This is a genomic window from Bacillus sp. AC266, assembly GCF_979253805.1.
Map to the genome: position 1 here is coordinate 785,532 of NZ_CEEDEC010000002.1, position 18,058 is coordinate 803,589.

15 protein-coding genes are annotated in these 18,058 nt (G+C 34.7%); 9 read left to right on the plus strand and 6 right to left on the minus strand.

What is annotated here, in order from left to right; all coding sequences use genetic code 11:
• Nucleotides 1-8 precede the first annotated feature (8 nt).
• Nucleotides 9-518 carry an SDR family NAD(P)-dependent oxidoreductase gene (locus tag AC0IXC_RS11755; protein ID WP_471652917.1) on the plus strand — a complete coding sequence of 170 codons (510 nt, stop codon included), beginning with the start codon at nt 9-11 and terminating at the stop codon, nt 516-518.
• Nucleotides 519-587: 69 nt separating this feature from the next.
• On the opposite strand, the gene AC0IXC_RS11760 is transcribed toward AC0IXC_RS11755, so the two are convergent.
• The gene (locus tag AC0IXC_RS11760; protein ID WP_215590134.1) at nt 588-1,688 is read right to left on the minus strand and encodes an ABC transporter ATP-binding protein; all 1,101 of its coding nucleotides are present in this window, start codon (nt 1,686-1,688) and stop codon (nt 588-590) included.
• Between the two features lie 277 nt (nt 1,689-1,965).
• Between AC0IXC_RS11760 and malL the strand changes: the two genes are divergently transcribed.
• Entirely contained in the window at nt 1,966-3,642 is a 1,677-nt protein-coding gene (malL, locus tag AC0IXC_RS11765; protein WP_088034418.1) for an oligo-1,6-glucosidase, read from the plus strand.
• A gap of 38 nt (nt 3,643-3,680) precedes the next feature.
• Here malL and AC0IXC_RS11770 read toward each other — a convergent pair whose 3' ends face one another.
• A complete protein-coding gene (locus tag AC0IXC_RS11770; protein WP_215590133.1) occupies nt 3,681-5,441 on the minus strand; it encodes an alpha-glycosidase in 1,761 nt (586 codons plus the stop codon).
• A gap of 324 nt (nt 5,442-5,765) precedes the next feature.
• Here AC0IXC_RS11770 and AC0IXC_RS11775 point away from each other — a divergent pair, with 324 nt between their 5' ends.
• From AC0IXC_RS11775 to malR, 4 genes are all read left to right on the plus strand, one after another.
• Nucleotides 5,766-7,025, plus strand: coding sequence for an extracellular solute-binding protein (locus AC0IXC_RS11775; protein ID WP_002142987.1), 1,260 nt, complete (start codon nt 5,766-5,768; stop codon nt 7,023-7,025).
• 64 nt (nt 7,026-7,089) lie between these two features.
• The gene (gene malC, locus AC0IXC_RS11780; RefSeq protein WP_002033812.1) at nt 7,090-8,391 is read left to right on the plus strand and encodes a maltosaccharide ABC transporter permease MalC; all 1,302 of its coding nucleotides are present in this window, start codon (nt 7,090-7,092) and stop codon (nt 8,389-8,391) included.
• A complete protein-coding gene (gene malD, locus AC0IXC_RS11785) occupies nt 8,392-9,234 on the plus strand; it encodes a maltosaccharide ABC transporter permease MalD (protein WP_002088365.1) in 843 nt (280 codons plus the stop codon).
• A 282-nt stretch (nt 9,235-9,516) separates the two neighbouring features.
• Nucleotides 9,517-10,548, plus strand: coding sequence for a maltose operon transcriptional repressor MalR (gene malR, locus AC0IXC_RS11790; RefSeq protein WP_002014809.1), 1,032 nt, complete (start codon nt 9,517-9,519; stop codon nt 10,546-10,548).
• A gap of 4 nt (nt 10,549-10,552) precedes the next feature.
• On the opposite strand, the gene AC0IXC_RS11795 is transcribed toward malR, so the two are convergent.
• The gene (locus AC0IXC_RS11795; protein WP_471652918.1) at nt 10,553-11,716 is read right to left on the minus strand and encodes an aminotransferase A; all 1,164 of its coding nucleotides are present in this window, start codon (nt 11,714-11,716) and stop codon (nt 10,553-10,555) included.
• A gap of 234 nt (nt 11,717-11,950) precedes the next feature.
• Nucleotides 11,951-12,151: a hypothetical protein gene (locus tag AC0IXC_RS11800; RefSeq protein ID WP_000929276.1), complete on the minus strand. Its 201-nt coding sequence runs from the start codon at nt 12,149-12,151 to the stop codon at nt 11,951-11,953.
• Nucleotides 12,152-12,460: 309 nt separating this feature from the next.
• Here AC0IXC_RS11800 and AC0IXC_RS11805 point away from each other — a divergent pair, with 309 nt between their 5' ends.
• Nucleotides 12,461-13,735, plus strand: a complete 1,275-nt coding sequence (locus AC0IXC_RS11805) for a sensor histidine kinase (protein ID WP_002014814.1) — start codon at nt 12,461-12,463, stop codon at nt 13,733-13,735.
• A gap of 59 nt (nt 13,736-13,794) precedes the next feature.
• On the opposite strand, the gene AC0IXC_RS11810 is transcribed toward AC0IXC_RS11805, so the two are convergent.
• Entirely contained in the window at nt 13,795-14,538 is a 744-nt protein-coding gene (locus AC0IXC_RS11810; protein ID WP_002033817.1) for a DUF3967 domain-containing protein, read from the minus strand.
• Nucleotides 14,539-14,774: 236 nt separating this feature from the next.
• On the opposite strand from AC0IXC_RS11810, the gene nucA reads away from it, so the two are divergent.
• Both nucA and comJ read left to right on the plus strand, forming a co-directional pair.
• Nucleotides 14,775-15,209, plus strand: a complete 435-nt coding sequence (gene nucA, locus AC0IXC_RS11815; protein WP_098776661.1) for a DNA-entry nuclease — start codon at nt 14,775-14,777, stop codon at nt 15,207-15,209.
• Nucleotides 15,210-15,248: 39 nt separating this feature from the next.
• Complete coding sequence (gene comJ / locus AC0IXC_RS11820; RefSeq protein ID WP_002088359.1) at nt 15,249-15,638, plus strand: competence protein ComJ; 390 nt, start codon at nt 15,249-15,251, stop codon at nt 15,636-15,638.
• 40 nt (nt 15,639-15,678) lie between these two features.
• Here the strand turns inward: comJ and metE are convergent, their stop codons facing one another.
• Nucleotides 15,679-17,967, minus strand: coding sequence for a 5-methyltetrahydropteroyltriglutamate--homocysteine S-methyltransferase (metE, locus tag AC0IXC_RS11825; RefSeq protein WP_471652919.1), 2,289 nt, complete (start codon nt 17,965-17,967; stop codon nt 15,679-15,681).
• Between the last annotated feature and the right edge of the window lie 91 nt (nt 17,968-18,058).

Below are 18,058 nucleotides of genomic sequence, written 5' to 3' on the forward strand. Positions count from 1 at the left end.
TATACTGAATGACGGTAAGACATATAGAAGGGGTAATGAAAATGAAGCTTGCAGGAAAAGTTGCCATTGTAACTGGTGGTGGCATCGGTATTGGACGTAGTACAGCTCTTTTGTTGGCTAAGCAAGGCGCAAAAGTAATTGTGACGGACATTGATCAAGAAAGTGGACAAGCAACAGCCGAGGAAATTACGGATTTAGGCGGAGAAGCACTTTTTGTATCCTACGATATGGGGAAACAAGGAGATTGGCAACGTGTTATTAGTTTTGCTATGGAGGCATACAGTCGTATTGATATGCTTTTTCAAAATGCTGGTCTATATAAAATAGATTCTATTTTTTCTCGCCAACAAGAGAACGATTCCAATGTACTTTGTATTAATGACGTTTGGATAGAGATAAAACAATTAACGTCATCTTTTATGAAACAGCAAGAAGAAGTGGTGCTTAGTGATTTACCTGTTTTTGGTATTATTAGCACGAGAGGACAAACATTTCATACAATAGAAGCCCTAGTATAATAATGGAAAACCGCCCCCAGTATATATGTGGACGGTTTTTTTGTATGTTCTATTATAGAACTTTATTTTTTAACGAATACGTTGTTCGGTTTGGCTATCAAAGAAATGTGCTTTATTCATATCAAAAGCAAGTTTAATTTGGTCACCAGGTGAAAAAGTATGTCTTGCATCAACACGTGCTGCAAAATCTTGATTTCCAAGTTTCATATATAAAATGGATTCAGCCCCTAACAACTCTGCAACTTCAATTTTCGTTGTGAAAGTAGTAGCTTGTGAAGCTTCTAAAAATAATAGTTCATCATGAATATCTTCTGGACGAATACCTAAAACAATTTCTTTATTTACATAGCCTTGTTCGCGTAATAACTTCATTTTTCCTTCAGATACTTTAAACTTTAGTGAACCGTCTATAACGAAATCGGTTTCAGTTAATTTTCCACGGAAGAAATTCATTGCGGGTGAACCGATAAAACCACCAACGAAAATATTTTCAGGTGTTTCATATACTTCTTTTGGAGTTCCAATTTGTTGGATTTTGCCGTCTTTCATAACAACAAGGCGTGAAGCCATTGTCATTGCCTCAGTTTGATCATGTGTTACATAAATTGTCGTTGTGCCAAGGCGGTGGTGTAATTTAGAAATTTCTGATCGCATTGCAACACGTAGTTTAGCGTCTAAGTTTGATAATGGTTCATCCATTAAGAAGACTTTTGCGTCTCGAACAATTGCTCTACCTAATGCAACACGTTGACGTTGTCCACCTGATAAAGCTTTCGGTTTTCTATCTAAATATTGTTCAAGTCCTAAAATTTGAGCTGCATGTTTCACTCGACGGTCGATTTCATCTTTCGGTATTTTTCGAAGTTTTAATCCAAATGCCATATTATCATACACACTCATATGTGGATAAAGAGCGTAGTTTTGGAAGACCATTGCGATATCTCGATCTTTTGGAGGAACATCGTTCATTAGCTTACCATCAATTGAAAATTCTCCTTTTGAAATATCTTCAAGTCCAGCTACCATTCGTAGTGTTGTAGATTTTCCGCATCCAGAAGGACCAACGAATACGATAAATTCTTTATCTTGAATGTGTAAGTTAAAATCTGTTACGGCTGTTACGTTATTATCATATATTTTATAAATATTTTCTAATTTAAGTTCTGCCATGATATTTCCCCCTAGAAAGTTTATGCAAACGTTTTCTTTGAATTTATTATAAACGAATAGATTCAAAAAAGAAATAAAAACACTATAAAAAAATAAAACGTTTTCATTATTCCTATGAATATATAATAAGTTTCACATGTTTTATTAGAAAAAGAAAATAAATATTGTAAGCGCTATTTTAAATTTGGATAGAATCTGTTATCATTCAGTAATGAAAACGTTTGCGCCTTAAAAAAAGAAAAAAGAATCAATAGTATAGATGAAATGGGGTAGCATAATGGGAAAACAATGGTGGAAAGAAAGTGTAGTATATCAAATTTATCCTCGTAGTTTTATGGATAGTAATGGTGATGGTATAGGTGACCTTCGTGGTATTCTTGCGAAGCTAGACTACTTAAAAGAATTAGGTATTGATGTAATTTGGTTATCACCAGTCTATGAATCTCCAAACGATGATAATGGTTACGATATAAGTGATTATTGTAAAATTATGAACGAGTTCGGAACAATGGAAGATTGGGATGAACTATTACATGAAATGCATAAACGTAATATGAAACTTATGATGGACTTAGTTGTTAATCATACTTCAGATGAACATAATTGGTTTATTGAATCATGTAAATCGAAAGATAATAAATATAGAGACTATTATATATGGCGCCCTGGAAAAGAAGGGAAAGAGCCGAATAACTGGGGAGCAGCATTTAGTGGGTCTGCATGGCAATATGATGAGATGACAGATGAATATTATTTACATCTGTTTTCTAAAAAACAGCCAGATTTAAACTGGGATAATGAAAAGGTAAGACAAGATGTTTATGACATGATGAAGTTTTGGTTAGAAAAAGGAATTGATGGGTTCCGTATGGATGTTATTAATTTTATTTCTAAAGAAGATGGCTTACCATATGTTGAAACGGATGAAGAAGGATATGTTTCAGGGCATAAACATTTTATGAACGGTCCGAACATTCATAAGTATTTGCATGAAATGAATGAAGACGTATTGTCTCAGTATGACATTATGACGGTTGGGGAAATGCCTGGTGTAACGACAGAAGAGGCTAAATTGTATACAGGGGAAGCTAGAAAAGAACTACAAATGGTATTCCAATTTGAACATATGGATTTAGATTCCGGAGAAGGTGGGAAATGGGATGTAAAACCATGCTCACTTCTTACTTTGAAACAAAATTTAACAAAGTGGCAAAAAGCATTAGAACAAACAGGATGGAATAGCCTTTATTGGAATAACCATGACCAGCCTCGCGTTGTATCTCGTTTTGGTAATGATGGAGCTTATCATACTGAATCAGCGAAAATGTTAGCGACAGTACTTCATATGATGAAAGGGACACCATATATTTATCAAGGAGAAGAAATCGGAATGACAAATGTTCGATTTGAATCAATTGATGAATACCGAGATATTGAAACACTAAATATGTATAAAGAGAAAGTTATAGAGCGCGGCGAAGATATAGATAAAGTGATGCAGTCTATATATATAAAGGGCCGAGATAATGCTAGAACTCCGATGCAGTGGGATGATAGAGAACATGCTGGATTCACAACGGGTGAGCCTTGGATTGCGGTAAATCCTAACTACAAAGAGATTAATGTGAAACAGGCAATCCAAGATGAAGAATCAATTTTTTATTACTATAAAAAATTGATTGAATTACGTAAAAATAATGAAATAGTTGTGTATGGAACATATGATTTAATATTAGAAAATAACCCTTCTATTTTTGCTTATGTAAGAACATATGGAGAAGAAAAGCTTCTGGTGATTGCAAACTTTACTGCAGATGAATGTGTATTTGAATTGCCTGAGGACATTATTTATAGTGAAGCAGAGTTATTAATACACAATTATGATGTAGAAAATGTATTGATAGAAAACATTACATTACGACCATATGAAGCAATGGTATTTAAATTGAAATAAGAAAAGCCTTATGCCACCCTGGCATAAGGCTTTTACTATTACCATTTTAAAATAGAGAATCCATACGGTGGAAGTGTAACTTGTAATACACTTGCTTCCGCTGAAAATTCTTCGTTTGTATAAATGTTAATTATTTTCTTCCTGGTAATATGAAGAGGGAGTGAAGTTGTAACTTCACTGTTAGTAGGATTTAAAACGAAAAAGATAGTTTCATCTTCATATGTTTTTGTATAAGAAATATAATTATGTTCATCATTTGCCTCAATGAATTGAAAAGTACCATTTCCTCCAAATGCTTTATGTTGTTTCCGTAATGAAATTAATGTTTGTATATGTGTAAATAAAAGAGTATCTTGTTCTTTTTCATCCCATATCATACATTTGCGGCAGTCAGGGTCCATTCCACCATCCATACCGATTTCATCGCCGTAATAAATACAAGGAGAACCGATGAAAGAAAGGTGAAATACATAGAGTAACTTTAACTTATTTTTATCCCCGTTACATGTTGCTAAAATTCTAGGTGTGTCATGACTGTCTAATAAATGAAATGCCGCTTCATTTACATTCATAGAGTAGGAATGTAGAGAATCGGTAATTTGTTTCATAAATTCACTTGCATGAATGGATTCGTTAGCAAAGTAAGAAAGTAGAGCGTTTGTAACAGGATAGCTCATTACAGCATCAAATTGGTCACCTTGTAGCCATGGGAGTGCATCGTGCCAAATTTCACCTAAAATATATACTTCAGGATTTAATGCTTTTATTTCACTTCGGAATTCTCTCCAAAAACTGTGATCGACTTCATTTGCTACATCAAGGCGCCAACCGTCTATATTGAATTCTCTTACCCAATAACGCCCTACTTCAAGTAAATATTCTTTTACATCTGGGTGTGCTGTATTTAATTTAGGCATATACGGTGTAAATGCGAAAGTATCATAATTAGGAAGTGGCTCGGTTATGATTGGAAATTCATGAATATGGAACCAATCTTTATAGGCGGAATTTTCACCTTGTTCCAGCACGTCTTGAAATTTATCAAAGAAGTACCCGCTATGATTAAAAACAGCGTCGAGCATTACTTTTATACCATGTTTATGACACGCCTGAACGAGTTCTTTGAAATTTTCTTTCGTCCCAAATTGTGGATCGATTTCCATGTAATCAATTGTGTCATATTTATGATTCGAATGAGCTTTGAAAATAGGAGTGAAATATATTCCGGAAATTCCAAGCTTCACAAGGTAATCAAGGTTTTGAATAATACCAGCAAAATCTCCGCCGAAAAAATTAGTTGGAGTTGGTTCGGTACTTCCCCAAGGGAGGGTGTTTGCTGGATTTAATGTGTTATCCCCGTTAGCGAATCGTTCTGGGAAAATTTGATACCATACTGTGTCTTTAATCCAGGATGGTGCCCTGAAAACGTCTTTTGCATGAACAAATGGAAAGCAGAAAAAGTTACCGACATCGTCATTTGGAATATTAGAAAAAAATCCTCGTTCTGTATAAATAAAAGTTTCTACGTCGTTTTTTAATTCGAATCCATAACGTAAGCGTTTAAATTTTGGTTTGATTGAAACGGACCAATAATCAAATAACTCAGTAGATCCAGTTTTTTTCATCGGTGTACTTGCTGTAATCCATTTCCCGTCCTGCCATTCGTACGGGTCCCCGTAGATGAGAGCGGCGTTGTGCACATCATCTCTTTTTGTGTGTATTCGGATGTGAATTGTTTTTTCGTCGTAAGCGTATGCATAATTATCTTTTGGCCTATGATAGATCGCTTCTTTGAGCATATAGAAAATCCCCCTTTAATATCTCTATACATATAGTTCCCGTAAATGAAATAATAAAGATTATGTTGCAAACGATTGCCTTCCACATAACTTTAATATTGCTTATAAGAGTAGTATTCATTTTATGTAAAGTCAATGAATAAAGAGTGTGATAAGATTATTTTGAAAATTAATATTTGCAAAATGAATAAAAGGATGTATAATGATAGACAAATAGCGCAAACGTTTTCATAGATTTAGATATTGTTTGCGCTTCTATTAAACAATTAAATGCAAACGTTTTCAATTAAAGAGGTACATAGACAATTTAGGGAGGTTTTTGGGATGAAGAAAGCATTATCACTATTAACGATTTCAGCATTGTCAATTGGCATGTTATCTGCATGTGGACCGAAAGATTCAGGAAAAAAAGAGGAAAGTAAAGCGAAGAAAGACTATGATCTTCTCGTTTGGGAAGATGATAAAAAAGGTGTTGGTTTAGAACCAGCAGTGAAAAGCTTTGAGGAAAAATATAAAGTAAAAGTAAAAGTTGTTGAAATGCAAATGACAGATCAAGTGAAGAAGTTACGCCTTGATGGACCAGCGGGGACGGGACCAGATGTTGTAACATTGCCACACGATCAAATCGGAAATGCAGTAACAGAAGGCTTACTTTCTGAAGTAAAAGCAGATGATGCTGTGAAGAGTAAATTTACTGACTTATCAATAAAGGCACAAACATACAACGGGAAATTATATGGTTTACCAAAAGCAATTGAAACACCAATTTTTATTTACAATAAAAAATTAATGCAAAAAGCTCCAGAAACGATGGACGAGCTATTTAACTTCTCAAAAGACTTTACGAAGGATGGCAAGTACGGATTTTTAACATTAGGAGATAACTTCTACTTTGCTAACGCGTTTATGGCAGGTATGGGCGGATATGTATTTGGTGAGAAAGACGGAAAGCCAAATGCAAGTGATGTTGGATTAAATAATAGCGGAGCAGTACAAGGTGCTGAATATCTTCAAAAATGGTACAAAGAAAAGTTATTCCCGAAAGGTATTATCGGTGAATCTGGTGGACCTGCTGCTGATGGATTATTCAATGAAGGAAAAGCAGCATCTATTATGAACGGACCGTGGGCGTTCCAAGCGATGGAAAAGAACGGAATTGATTATGGTGTTGCTCCAATGCCAAAATTACCAAATGGTCAACCGATGAAAACATTTGTTGGGGTAAAAGGATGGCATGTAACAAGCTTCTCTAAACAAAATGATTTAGCTACAAAATTCACTGAGTGGGTAACAAATGAAGAAAACGCAAAAATTAGATTTGAGAAGACAAAAGAGATTCCTCCAGTAAAATCAGTAATGGAAGATCCAATTATTAAAGATAATGAAGCTGCAAAAGCAGTTGCAACTCAATCAGAAAATGGAATTCCAATGCCGAATATTCCAGAAATGCAAGAAGTATGGAAACCAGCTGGAGACGCGCTTCAGTTAGTAGTTACAGATAAAGAAGCACCAAAAGCAGCACTTGATAATGCAGTGAAGCAAATTAAAGGGAATATTGAGGCAAACCACAGCAATAAAAAATAAGGTGAAATTCGTGCCTCTACTATAAGAGGCACGAATTCTCTCCCAGAAAAAAGGGGGAAGGAACATGCAAACATCTATGGAACCAGCAAACGGCTTAAAAGGTTCAAAACATAGGAAAATGGCAACCATGTTATCAATCATTCCAGGCATAGGCCAAATGTATAATAAACAATTTGTAAAAGGCCTTATTTTTCTAGTATTAACAGGTTCATTTATTGTAGCATTTACTGATTTATTAAATATGGGATTATGGGGAATTGTAACACTCGGTACAGAAGTTCCACGTGACCATTCTGTCTTTCTATTAGTGGAAGGGATCTTGGCACTTATCGTCATCGTGTTTGGACTCGGAATATATGGATTTAATTTATATGATGCATATCAAAACGGGAAGAAACGTGATATAGGAACCCCATTAAACTCTGTAAAAGAGCAATACCGTAACTTATTAGATCAAGGTTTTCCATATTTAATGGTTTCACCAGGATTTCTATTACTAATCTTTGTAGTTGTATTTCCAATCATTTTTGTAATTTTAATTGGATTTACGAACTATGACTTATATCACTCTCCTCCAGCTAAATTAGTAGATTGGGTGGGCTTTAAAAACTTTATTGATATTTTCACATTACCAATGTGGAGAGAGACATTTTTAAGTGTATTTTCTTGGACTGTCATTTGGACATTTGTTGCAACAACATTACAAGTTGCACTTGGTATTTTCTTAGCGATTATCGTAAATCAGCCTGGTATTAAAGGTAAGGCAATTATTCGAACAATTTTCATTTTACCGTGGGCTGTTCCAGCATTCGTATCTATTCTTGTCTTCTCGGGTATGTTTAATGAAACATTTGGAGCAATTAATAATCAAGTATTAGCTTTATTCGGGATTGAAAAGATTGCTTGGATGACAGATCCGTTTTGGGCGAAGATTGCTTTAATTATGATCCAAACGTGGCTCGGTTTCCCATTCGTCTTTGCAATGACAACAGGTATATTGCAATCGATTCCAGGAGAATTATATGAAGCTGCTACAGTAGATGGAGCAACTGCTTGGCAACAGTTCCGTAAAATTACATTGCCACTTGTTTTATACGCAACAGCACCAATTTTAATTACACAATATACGTTTAACTTTAATAACTTTAGTATCATTTATCTATTTAATGGCGGAGGTCCTGCTGTAGCGGGGCAAGATGCAGGTGGAACGGATATTTTAATTTCATGGATTTATAAGTTAACGATGACTTCAGCGCAGTACGGAAAAGCAGCAGCTCTTACAATGATTTTATCGTTAATCGTTATTACAGTTGCGTTATGGCAATTTAAGAGAACAAAATCATTCCAAGAAGAGGATATGATGTAAATGAATATTAAACGACAAAAGATGTTACGTCTTTCATTAAGTTATTTGGTTATCTTCATAATGTGTGCGATTATTTTCTATCCATTACTATGGATTATTGGTTCATCGTTTAATCCAGGAGATAGTTTGTCTGGTTCTAGCATTATTCCAAAAAATGCTACGTTAGATCATTATCGTAAGCTACTTGATCTTGATTCAAGTAATTACTTACTTTGGTATAAAAATACGTTAAAAGTTAGTGTTATGACGATGATTTTTTCGGTGTTAGCAATTAGCTTTACTGCTTATGCATTTTCGAGATATCGTTTTGTCGGAAGAAAAAATGGTTTATTAACATTTTTAATTCTACAAATGATTCCGAACTTTGCAGCGTTAATCGCACTATATGTATTAGCACAGTTAACAGGATTAATTGATACACATCTTGCATTAATTTTAATTTATGTAGGTGGAGCAATTCCAATGAATACTTGGCTTATGAAAGGGTATTTTGATACGATTCCGAAAGAGTTGGATGAGTCAGCCCGCATGGATGGAGCAGGACACTTCCGTATTTTTTGGCAAATCATTATGCCGCTTGCAAAGCCAATCGTAGCGGTTGTAGCATTATTCACTTTCATCGGTCCATTTACAGATTTCATTTTAGCAAGTATTATTTTACGCACGCCGGAAAATTACACTTTAGCAGTTGGACTCTATGAAATGGTAGCGAAGAAATTTGGTAATGAATTTACGACGTTTGCGGCTGGTTCCGTATTAATTGCAATCCCGATTTCGATTTTATTCTTATCACTACAAAAATACTTTATTTCTGGTTTAACAGCTGGAGGTACGAAAGGATGAGAAATGGGACATTATGTCCCATTTTTCTTTTCATCTCTCTATAAAAAAATTATAGAGAGATGAAAAGAGATTTGACATCGCATATGAAAAGAAGTGAAATAAATAGTATATTATAGTATAGGAAAAAAGAGCTATATCCCTTACAATACATGGAGAGGGAGAATATGATAAGTTTTGCAAGATAGAATAAATAAATGACAGTTTATGACTTCTCCTATGACTTGCAACGGGTGCAAGATAAAATATATGAAAATGGCAGAGAAGTGAAAGGAGGGGATTTTTATGACAGTTACAATTAAAGATGTGGCGAAGAAGGCGAACGTAGCACCATCAACTGTTTCTCGTGTAATTGCTGATAATCCAAGTATAAGTGAAAAGACAAAGCGCCGTGTTCGAAAAGTAATGAGTGAATTAGGATATCATCCAAATTTAAATGCAAGAAACCTTGCGAACCAAACGACGAAGACACTTGGTCTTGTTATGCCGAGTTCTGCAAGTAAAGCTTTTCAAAATCCATTTTTCCCAGAAGTTATAAGAGGAATTAGTTCATTTGCACATGTGGAAGGGTATGCGCTTTATATGTCGACTGGTGAAACGGAAGATGAAATTTTTAATGGTGTTGTAAAAATGGTACAAGGGCGTCAAATCGGTGGTATTATTCTTTTATATTCAAGAGAGAACGATCGGATTATTCAATACTTGCATGACCAAAACTTCCCGTTTGTTTTAATTGGAAAACCATATGATCGAAAAGATGAAATTACATATGTAGATAATGACAATTATACAGCTGCAAGAGAAGTAGCGGAATATTTGATTTCATTAGGCCATAAACAAATCGCATTCATCGGCGGTGGATCAGATTTACTTGTAACGAGAGATCGTTTGGCGGGGATGAGTGATGCTTTGAAACTAGCAGATATTCTATTGCCGAAAGAGTATATTTTACACTTTGATTTTTCAAGAGAGAGTGGTCAACAGGCTGTTGAGGAATTAATGGGACTAAAGCAACCACCGACGGCAATTATGGCAACGGATGATTTAATTGGACTTGGCGTGTTAAGTGCGCTTTCTAAAAAAGGATTTGTTGTACCGAAAGATGTTTCGATTGTAAGCTTTAACAATGCTTTATTATCAGAAATTGCTAGTCCACCACTTTCGACAGTTGATGTGAATATTTATCAATTAGGGTATGAAGCGGCAAAAGCTTTAGTTGATAAGGTGGAGCATTCTGAATCTACTTCAAAATGCATTATTATTCCGCATAAATTATTGAAGCGTCAAACTTGTGATCATTATGCAACAAAAAGCTAAGAGTTTAACTCTTAGCTTTTTTCTTTAGAAAGGCTTCTAAACGGTCACAGCCTTCTTTTAAAGTTTCGATACTGTAAGCATAGGAAAGGCGAAGGTAGCCTTCACCGTATTCGGAAAATGCGGTTCCAGGAACAACGGCTAGCCCAGCTTCTTTTACAAGATCAAGTGCAAAATCAAATGATGAAGATGTTAAATGTCCAACATATGGGAATAAATAAAATGCACCTGTTGGCTTCTCAACCGTTAAACCCATTTGAATGAGTCTATTATACACGTAATCACGGCGTTTTTTGTATTGATAGCGCATCATCTTCGGTGCATCTTTAGCAGCTGTTAAAGCTTCGATTGCAGCATACTGAGCGATTGAAGTAGCACATGTAACATTGTATTGATGAACTTTTAATATGTGTTTTGCTAAATATTCTGGAGTAAATAAAAGTCCGATACGCCAACCAGTCATAGAATGTGATTTTGATAAGCCGTTAATGACAATAGTCTTATCACGCATTTCTGGGAAATGAGCGATAGATGTGTGTTTGTCTTCATATACAAGTTCGCTATAAATTTCATCGGAAAGAACGAAAATATTTTTATCTTTTAAGATAGATACAATATCTTCTAATTCTTCTTTTGATAAGGTAACACCAGTTGGATTAGAAGGATACGGTAAAACGACGCATCTTGTTCGTTCTGTAATTGCATTTCGCAGAGCTTCAGCTGTTAAACGAAATCCAGTTTCACGAACATCTATAAAAATAGGAGTTGCACCACATAGTCGAATAATCGGCTCGTAACCAGGGTAAATAGGAGCAGGTAAAATTACTTCCGTTCCTGGTTCTAAAATAGTTCGGAATGCAACATCGATCGCTTCACTAGCACCGATTGTAACAATGGTTTCGTTTTCAGGTGAATAATGTAAATTGTAGTTGTCCTTTACAAAGTTACAAGCTGCCTTGCGTAATTCTAGTAAACCAGCGTTATGTGTATAGCTTGTATAATTTTCTGTAATGGCCCGTTTAGCTGCTTCTTTTACTAGAGAAGGTGTAGGGAAATCGGGTTGCCCAATTGTTAAAGAGATAAGATTATCATAGTTTTGAATCATATTAGAGAACTGACGGATTCCAGAAATTTGGATGTCCTTCACTCTAGGATTAATGAATTGTTCCATTGTATCTCCCTTTCTTCCGTTTGAAAATTAAGTTCATTTTATCATATTTTCAACTATTACGCTTTGTTTATAAAATTTCCCCCGCTATTTGTGAAAGATAAGAATCGTATCTTAAAATTCAGTGGAAGTAAGAAATTATGTGAGGATTCAAATGTCTATAAGAGTATAAGCTGTGTGAGTTAATTAAAGTTTCACTTAAGCATAAACACAAAAAAAGCCGCTGCAAGCGACTTTTTAATAACCGTATTCCCAATCTATTTCATCTTCGTTCCAAAGTACGGAAGATACTTTGCCAAGATGGACAACGGATTCATTTACAGCACATGTACAGTCTTCGTCCCCTGCTTTATGTTGCAATTCTTCGTATACTGATTTTTCAACGTTTTCTAGCACAACCAAATTTTCTTCTTTTAAAACAAGCGTAGTACCCGCCATATTTATCTTCCTCCTACTAAAGTAATGATCACTTATTTGTAAACATAGATAGTATGGATTATATGCTGTATTTTGCGATAGTTGTCCGTCTAGTGAAGTGTTTTTTATTTTCTTTGTAATCCGTATTCATTGTATACTGCACGAAGGAAATTTGGTACAGGGTTTACAATCATTTCGGAAATTTGTAACATTTATTATTAGTTGTTAACAAATAATTAACAAAGATGTTAAGAAAAATCAAAATTTTGAAACAAATAGACTTATAAAATGATATAATCATATCAAAATACATATAGGGGATGAGAGGCTATGGAGCTGATTCGTGATTTAATGATCCAAATTGCCATCATTATTTTACCACTATTTTTATATGAAGCGATTCGTTTAAATCGTTATCAAGGAATGCTTCCGAAGCCTAATCGCTACTTTATTATGTTTTTATCTAGCGTTACACTCGTTCTCTCCATGACATACTCTATTTGTTTTGGTACCGTTTGCGGATACAATTTTCATCCAGTCCCAATTGTTAGTGGTTTTTTATATGGTGGGATTGTTGGGCTCATCCCTGCCATTATTTATGTTGCATATGAATGGATTTTTAAGGGGCTTAGTTGGTTGCCTATGGTAGAAGTTATATTTCTTTCGATAATTCCATTATTTTTGTCAAAGAAATGGTCTCTTTTTTCAAGAGATAAGAAGCTAATATTAGCTTTTATGATTGCATCATTTTATGTTCTTGTTTCATTAGTAGTCGGGATGTTGAATGTCCTTTTAGAAACAGGTTTTACACCGTACATATCTAATCTATATAGTGGGTATATATTTGCATCACTTATTATGGTTATGACAATGGTATTTCAAGTGTATTTGACTGAGTATTTAAACGAAAATGCATTATTGCGTACAGAAATGCAAAAATCAGAAAAACTTAATATTGTAAGTGAGTTAGCTGCAAGTGTTGCACATGAAGTTCGAAACCCTCTCACTGTTGTACGAGGGTTTATTCAATTGCTAGAGAGTACAGAAGACGTAAAAAACAAAGATTATATGCGTCTCGTATTAGCTGAACTGGATCGTGCTGAACAGATTATTTCAGATTATTTAAATTTAGCAAGGCCCCAAATTGAAAAAAAAGAACATATTTGTTTATCAGCACAATTAATTGAAATGACAACTCTTATGTCATCATTTGCAGCGATGCAGGGCGTTTATTTGCAAGTTGAGATTTCTGAGAGCCTTTATACTATCGGCGATAAGACGAAATTGAAGCAAGCTATTATGAATGTTGTTAAAAACGGTATTGAAGCAATTCAAGGAAACAAAGGGTATTTAAAAGTAACAGCTATTCAAAAAGATGAATTGATAATAATAAGAGTTAAAGATAGTGGTGTTGGAATGACAAAAGAACAGTTAGTAAGGCTTGGACAACCGTATTATTCTTTAAAAGAAAAAGGAACAGGATTAGGCCTTATGGTAACATTTAGTATTTTACAAGCGCATAATGGCACATTGGAATATAAAAGTGAAAGCGGAAAAGGAACTGAAGCTATTATTATATTGCCAGCTGTACGATATAAGGAATAAAAGTTACCGATAGAAGGTAACTTTTTATTTTATCGTGCATTAGAAAAAGATACAAAATTTCATTCATTTATTTTTTCTTGTTTTGTTCGAACGAATAAACTTTTAAATGATTGAAAGAAGCTTTGCTCTTTTGAGGCGGCGACTAATCTTTTTGTTTCTTGAATTTCGCGAATAACTTGCATAAGTTGTGTATCACGGTTGCTATCTTTATTGTAAATTTGATTGACAAGTTTATTCATTTTTTCTTCTTGTTTGGATTCTCGCTTATACATATGATTCATTAATAAGTCCATTTTTTCTTTTTGGAGTGCATCTGTTTGAGCGGCGTGAACAACTAGATCTTGTAACATTTTTTCTTGTGAGCCTTCTTTTACATAAACTTGTTGCATTAGTTCATCTAATTTCTCGTCTTTTAAACGATTTTGTGTAATGAGAGTAGAGTTTTGATGAATAATTGCTTCATTTAATTGAGCAAGCATTTCAAGTTTTAGCATGAACTCCTCAAAGTTACGCCCATCTTCTTTTGGTTGCACTTCTTGTTTATCTTGAATAACAGGTACAGGTGGGGCATCTTTTTCTTTTAAAATAATAGGTATTGTTTCTGAAATGTCTTCTTGTAATGTAGCAGCTCTTTCATGTATAGATTTCAATAGTTTTAAATCATCCAATTTATAAATACGAGCATCAGCTGTTTTTGAAATGATATAACCGTGTTCCTCTAAGAGTTGGCTATATTTTCGGACTATATGTTTTGGGATACCTGTTTTATTTGTAACATCTTTCGTTTTATAAATAGCTTCCATGATAGTTCCTCCCCAAAAAGTATCGTATATATCATTTCAACCTTTTATGTGGACTTCCTTTGAAAAAGAATGTCGGAAGGTTATTAGTTTTCTACAGCATTAGTGAAAAGATGAAGAAAAATGAATGTTTTTGGCGGAATGGAGAGGAAGAGCTAAAATAATGTCTGAAAACATACATAGAAGAAGTTTGTTATAATAACTGAGGAAAAGAAATTGGTAGGAACACGGAGGTACACATGAAGCAATTTAAAGGTATTATCATTTCAATTATTGCAATTCTTTCTCTTTTGGTAGCGGTATATGAAGTACTTGTGCCAGAGGAGGCAAGTACTAAAAAAACAACTACGTATGATCAAATTCTAGAGTTCCCGAAAGAACGATATCCAGAGACCGGGAAACATATAACGGATGCTATAAAAGAAGGACATTCGGAAATGTGTACAATTGATCGTAATGGTGCAGCGGATAGAAGGAAATTATCGTTAGCGCCATATCCGACGAAGAAAGGTTATGATCGTGATGAATGGCCGATGGCGATGTGTAAGGAAGGCGGAAAAGGAGCTCATATTGAATATATAAGTCCAGCAGATAACCGCGGTGCAGGTTCTTGGGTAGGGAATAAGCTAGACAAATATCCAGATGGTACGCGTGTGAAATTTGAAGTGAAATAGTAATTGGCATACATTTCATAGTGGAGGAGAGGGATAGTTATGGAATTAACAATTTCATATTCGCAATTAATGATAATGAACTATGATGGTCAGCAGCCTTATGTAGATTGGACTCCTGAAGATTTTGAAAGAGGCTATGCTGAGGTGGATGGAGCTATTATTTTTGAAGCAATCTCTGACTATACTTGTGAAGTGGAAGTTACTTGTGGAAATCATATTGAGAAAGAAGAAGTGGTTAGAACGATATCAGTTCCTTTCACAGTGAAGAATGAAGAAGTATATATAACAAGTATTCTTTCTAATAAATATCATATTCCTATTCCGAACGGGGAATATATGATAGTCTTGCAGGCAACTCCTCTTGAAGAGCCATCAGACGATGAATTGTATAAAGTACAATACGACTTCTATTTTGAGAGTGTAGAATAAAAAAACGTGTTATCCTTCAAAAGGATAACACGTTTTTTTATTATGCGTTTGTTTTTAGGAGAGAACGAGCGTCTTTTGCTGCCTGAACCATGTGCTCTAAAGCAGGTATAACTTCCTCAGTTCTTCGTGTTTTTAAACCACAGTCTGGATTAATCCAGAAATATTTAGGGTCACATACTTGTAAAGATTGTTCTACGATTGTGAACATTTCATCTTTACTTGGGACACGTGGGCTATGAATATCATATACCCCTAGACCAATTCCTTTTTCATATGTTGTATGCTTTAATGTATTAATAAATTCTCCATGACTTCTTGATGTTTCGATAGAAATAACATCTGCGTCTAACGCTCGAATTGCATCTACAATATCTTCGAAGTTACTATAACACATATGAGTATGAATTTGTGTTTCATTTTCTACAGAAGATGTTGCTAAAAGGAATGATTGAACTGCCCATGTAATGTATGCATCCCAATCTTTTTCTTTTAACGGCATACCTTCACGAAGTGCAGGTTCATCGACTTGGATTACTCTAATTCCGGAAGATTCAAGTAATTCAATTTCATGACGAAGTGCTAATGCAATTTGATATGATACTTCTTTTCTTGAAATATCATTTCGAACGAATGACCAATTTAAAATAGTGACAGGTCCAGTTAGCATACCTTTTACTACTTTCTCCGTTAAGCTTTGTGCATATACAGTTTCTTTAATAGTCATTCCACTTATAAAGGCAACATCACCATAAATAACAGGTGGTTTTACGCAACGAGAACCGTATGATTGTACCCATCCGTTTTTAGTAAAGGAGAAACCAGCAAGTCTTTCTCCAAAATATTCCACCATATCAGTTCTTTCGAATTCACCATGTACTAGTACATCAAGACCAATATCTTCTTGGTAACGAATCCACTTTGCAGTTTCTTTTTCAATGAATTGATTATATTGTTCATTTGTAATATCGCCGTTACGCCACTGTTTACGTGTTTGACGAACTTCAGATGTTTGCGGGAAGCTACCAATAGTTGTTGTTGGTAACAATGGTAATTGTAAAGCTACTTGCTGTAGTTCATATCGTTTTTCAAATGGAAGAGGACGTGAGAAATCATCTTCTTTAAGTGATGTACGTGCCACTTTTACATCTTCACGATTACGTGCAGCTGATGAGCGGATTGCATGATGTGCATTACGATATGTTGTTAAATCGCTACCGATGCTTTCTACACCTTTAGTAAGAGCAGAATGGATAAGGACTAGTTCTTCTAATTTTTGATTAGCAAATGCAAGTGCATCAAATAATTCACTTGTTAAGTGCGTTTCTTCCGTTTTATCAATTGGAGTATGCAATAAGCTACAAGAAGGTTGAACAATTAAACCTTTTGCTGTGATTTGATTTTGTAATGTTGTAAATAAAGAAAGTACATCATCAAGATCAGCTCTCCAAATGTTACGGCCATCTATACAACCGATAGCTAAAATTTTATCAGCTGGGAATCCGTATTTTGAAATAGCATTTACATTACCTTCTTTGCCATGAACAAAGTCTAATCCAATACCAGAAACAGGGAATGCAATAATTTCTTCATAGTTCTCTTCTACACTATCAAAATATGTTTGTAGAAGAAGATTCGCATTTGGAACCTCTTTATGAATAGCTTCGTAAAGTTCTTTCGCTTGATTAATTTCATCTTTTGTTAAAGATGCGAAGATTGGTTCGTCAACTTGAATAATTTGTGCTCCAGCTGCGTGTAATTCAGAGAATAATTGTACATAAGGTGCAACTAGCTCTTTTAAAATAGTGGCAAATTGCTCTTCGTTATAACCTTTTGCTAGTTTTAGGAATGTATAAGGGCCTAAAATAACTGGTTTTCCATCAACGCCTAACTCTTTTTTCGCTTCTTCATATAAACGAAGAGGGCGATTGTCTTTTAAAGAGATTTGTAATCCTTCTTCATATTCAGGAACAATGTAATGATAGTTTGTGTTAAACCATTTTGTCATTTCAGAAGCAACGTGATCTTTAGAGCCGCGTGCCATTGCAAAATATACATCAAGGTAAGAGGTAAACTCTGAAAAACGTGACGGGATGAAACCTAACATGTAGGCCGTATCCAGAACGTGGTCATAATATGTAAAATCGCCAACTGGAATTAATTCAATTCCCTTTTCTTGCTGTACTTTGACGTGTTGAAGGCGAATTTCTTTCATTGTCGTTAAAAATTGTTCTTCATCAATTTTATTGGACCAAAAAGCTTCCAATGTTTTTTTCCACTCTCGTTGTAGTCCGATACGTGGATAACCTAAGTTACTTGTTTGAATTGCCATTTTAAATTCCTCCCTAATTGAAAGTAAGCATTTCCGTTTACTCGGAAATACCTATAACAAAAAGCATAAAGGCATAGAAAAATAAGCCTTC

What these genes read in the sequence shown, in the direction of transcription:
- AC0IXC_RS11755 (WP_471652917.1), top strand. Translation starts at nt 9, where the DNA reads ATGACGGTAAGACATATAGAAGGGGTAATGAAAATGAAGCTTGCAGGA.
- AC0IXC_RS11760 (WP_215590134.1), bottom strand. Translation starts at nt 1,688, where the DNA reads ATGGCAGAACTTAAATTAGAAAATATTTATAAAATATATGATAATAAC.
- malL (WP_088034418.1), top strand. Translation starts at nt 1,966, where the DNA reads ATGGGAAAACAATGGTGGAAAGAAAGTGTAGTATATCAAATTTATCCT.
- AC0IXC_RS11770 (WP_215590133.1), bottom strand. Translation starts at nt 5,441, where the DNA reads ATGCTCAAAGAAGCGATCTATCATAGGCCAAAAGATAATTATGCATAC.
- AC0IXC_RS11775 (WP_002142987.1), top strand. Translation starts at nt 5,766, where the DNA reads ATGAAGAAAGCATTATCACTATTAACGATTTCAGCATTGTCAATTGGC.
- malC (WP_002033812.1), top strand. Translation starts at nt 7,090, where the DNA reads ATGCAAACATCTATGGAACCAGCAAACGGCTTAAAAGGTTCAAAACAT.
- malD (WP_002088365.1), top strand. Translation starts at nt 8,392, where the DNA reads ATGAATATTAAACGACAAAAGATGTTACGTCTTTCATTAAGTTATTTG.
- malR (WP_002014809.1), top strand. Translation starts at nt 9,517, where the DNA reads ATGACAGTTACAATTAAAGATGTGGCGAAGAAGGCGAACGTAGCACCA.
- AC0IXC_RS11795 (WP_471652918.1), bottom strand. Translation starts at nt 11,716, where the DNA reads ATGGAACAATTCATTAATCCTAGAGTGAAGGACATCCAAATTTCTGGA.
- AC0IXC_RS11800 (WP_000929276.1), bottom strand. Translation starts at nt 12,151, where the DNA reads ATGGCGGGTACTACGCTTGTTTTAAAAGAAGAAAATTTGGTTGTGCTA.
- AC0IXC_RS11805 (WP_002014814.1), top strand. Translation starts at nt 12,461, where the DNA reads ATGGAGCTGATTCGTGATTTAATGATCCAAATTGCCATCATTATTTTA.
- AC0IXC_RS11810 (WP_002033817.1), bottom strand. Translation starts at nt 14,538, where the DNA reads ATGGAAGCTATTTATAAAACGAAAGATGTTACAAATAAAACAGGTATC.
- nucA (WP_098776661.1), top strand. Translation starts at nt 14,775, where the DNA reads ATGAAGCAATTTAAAGGTATTATCATTTCAATTATTGCAATTCTTTCT.
- comJ (WP_002088359.1), top strand. Translation starts at nt 15,249, where the DNA reads ATGGAATTAACAATTTCATATTCGCAATTAATGATAATGAACTATGAT.
- metE (WP_471652919.1), bottom strand. Translation starts at nt 17,967, where the DNA reads ATGGCAATTCAAACAAGTAACTTAGGTTATCCACGTATCGGACTACAA.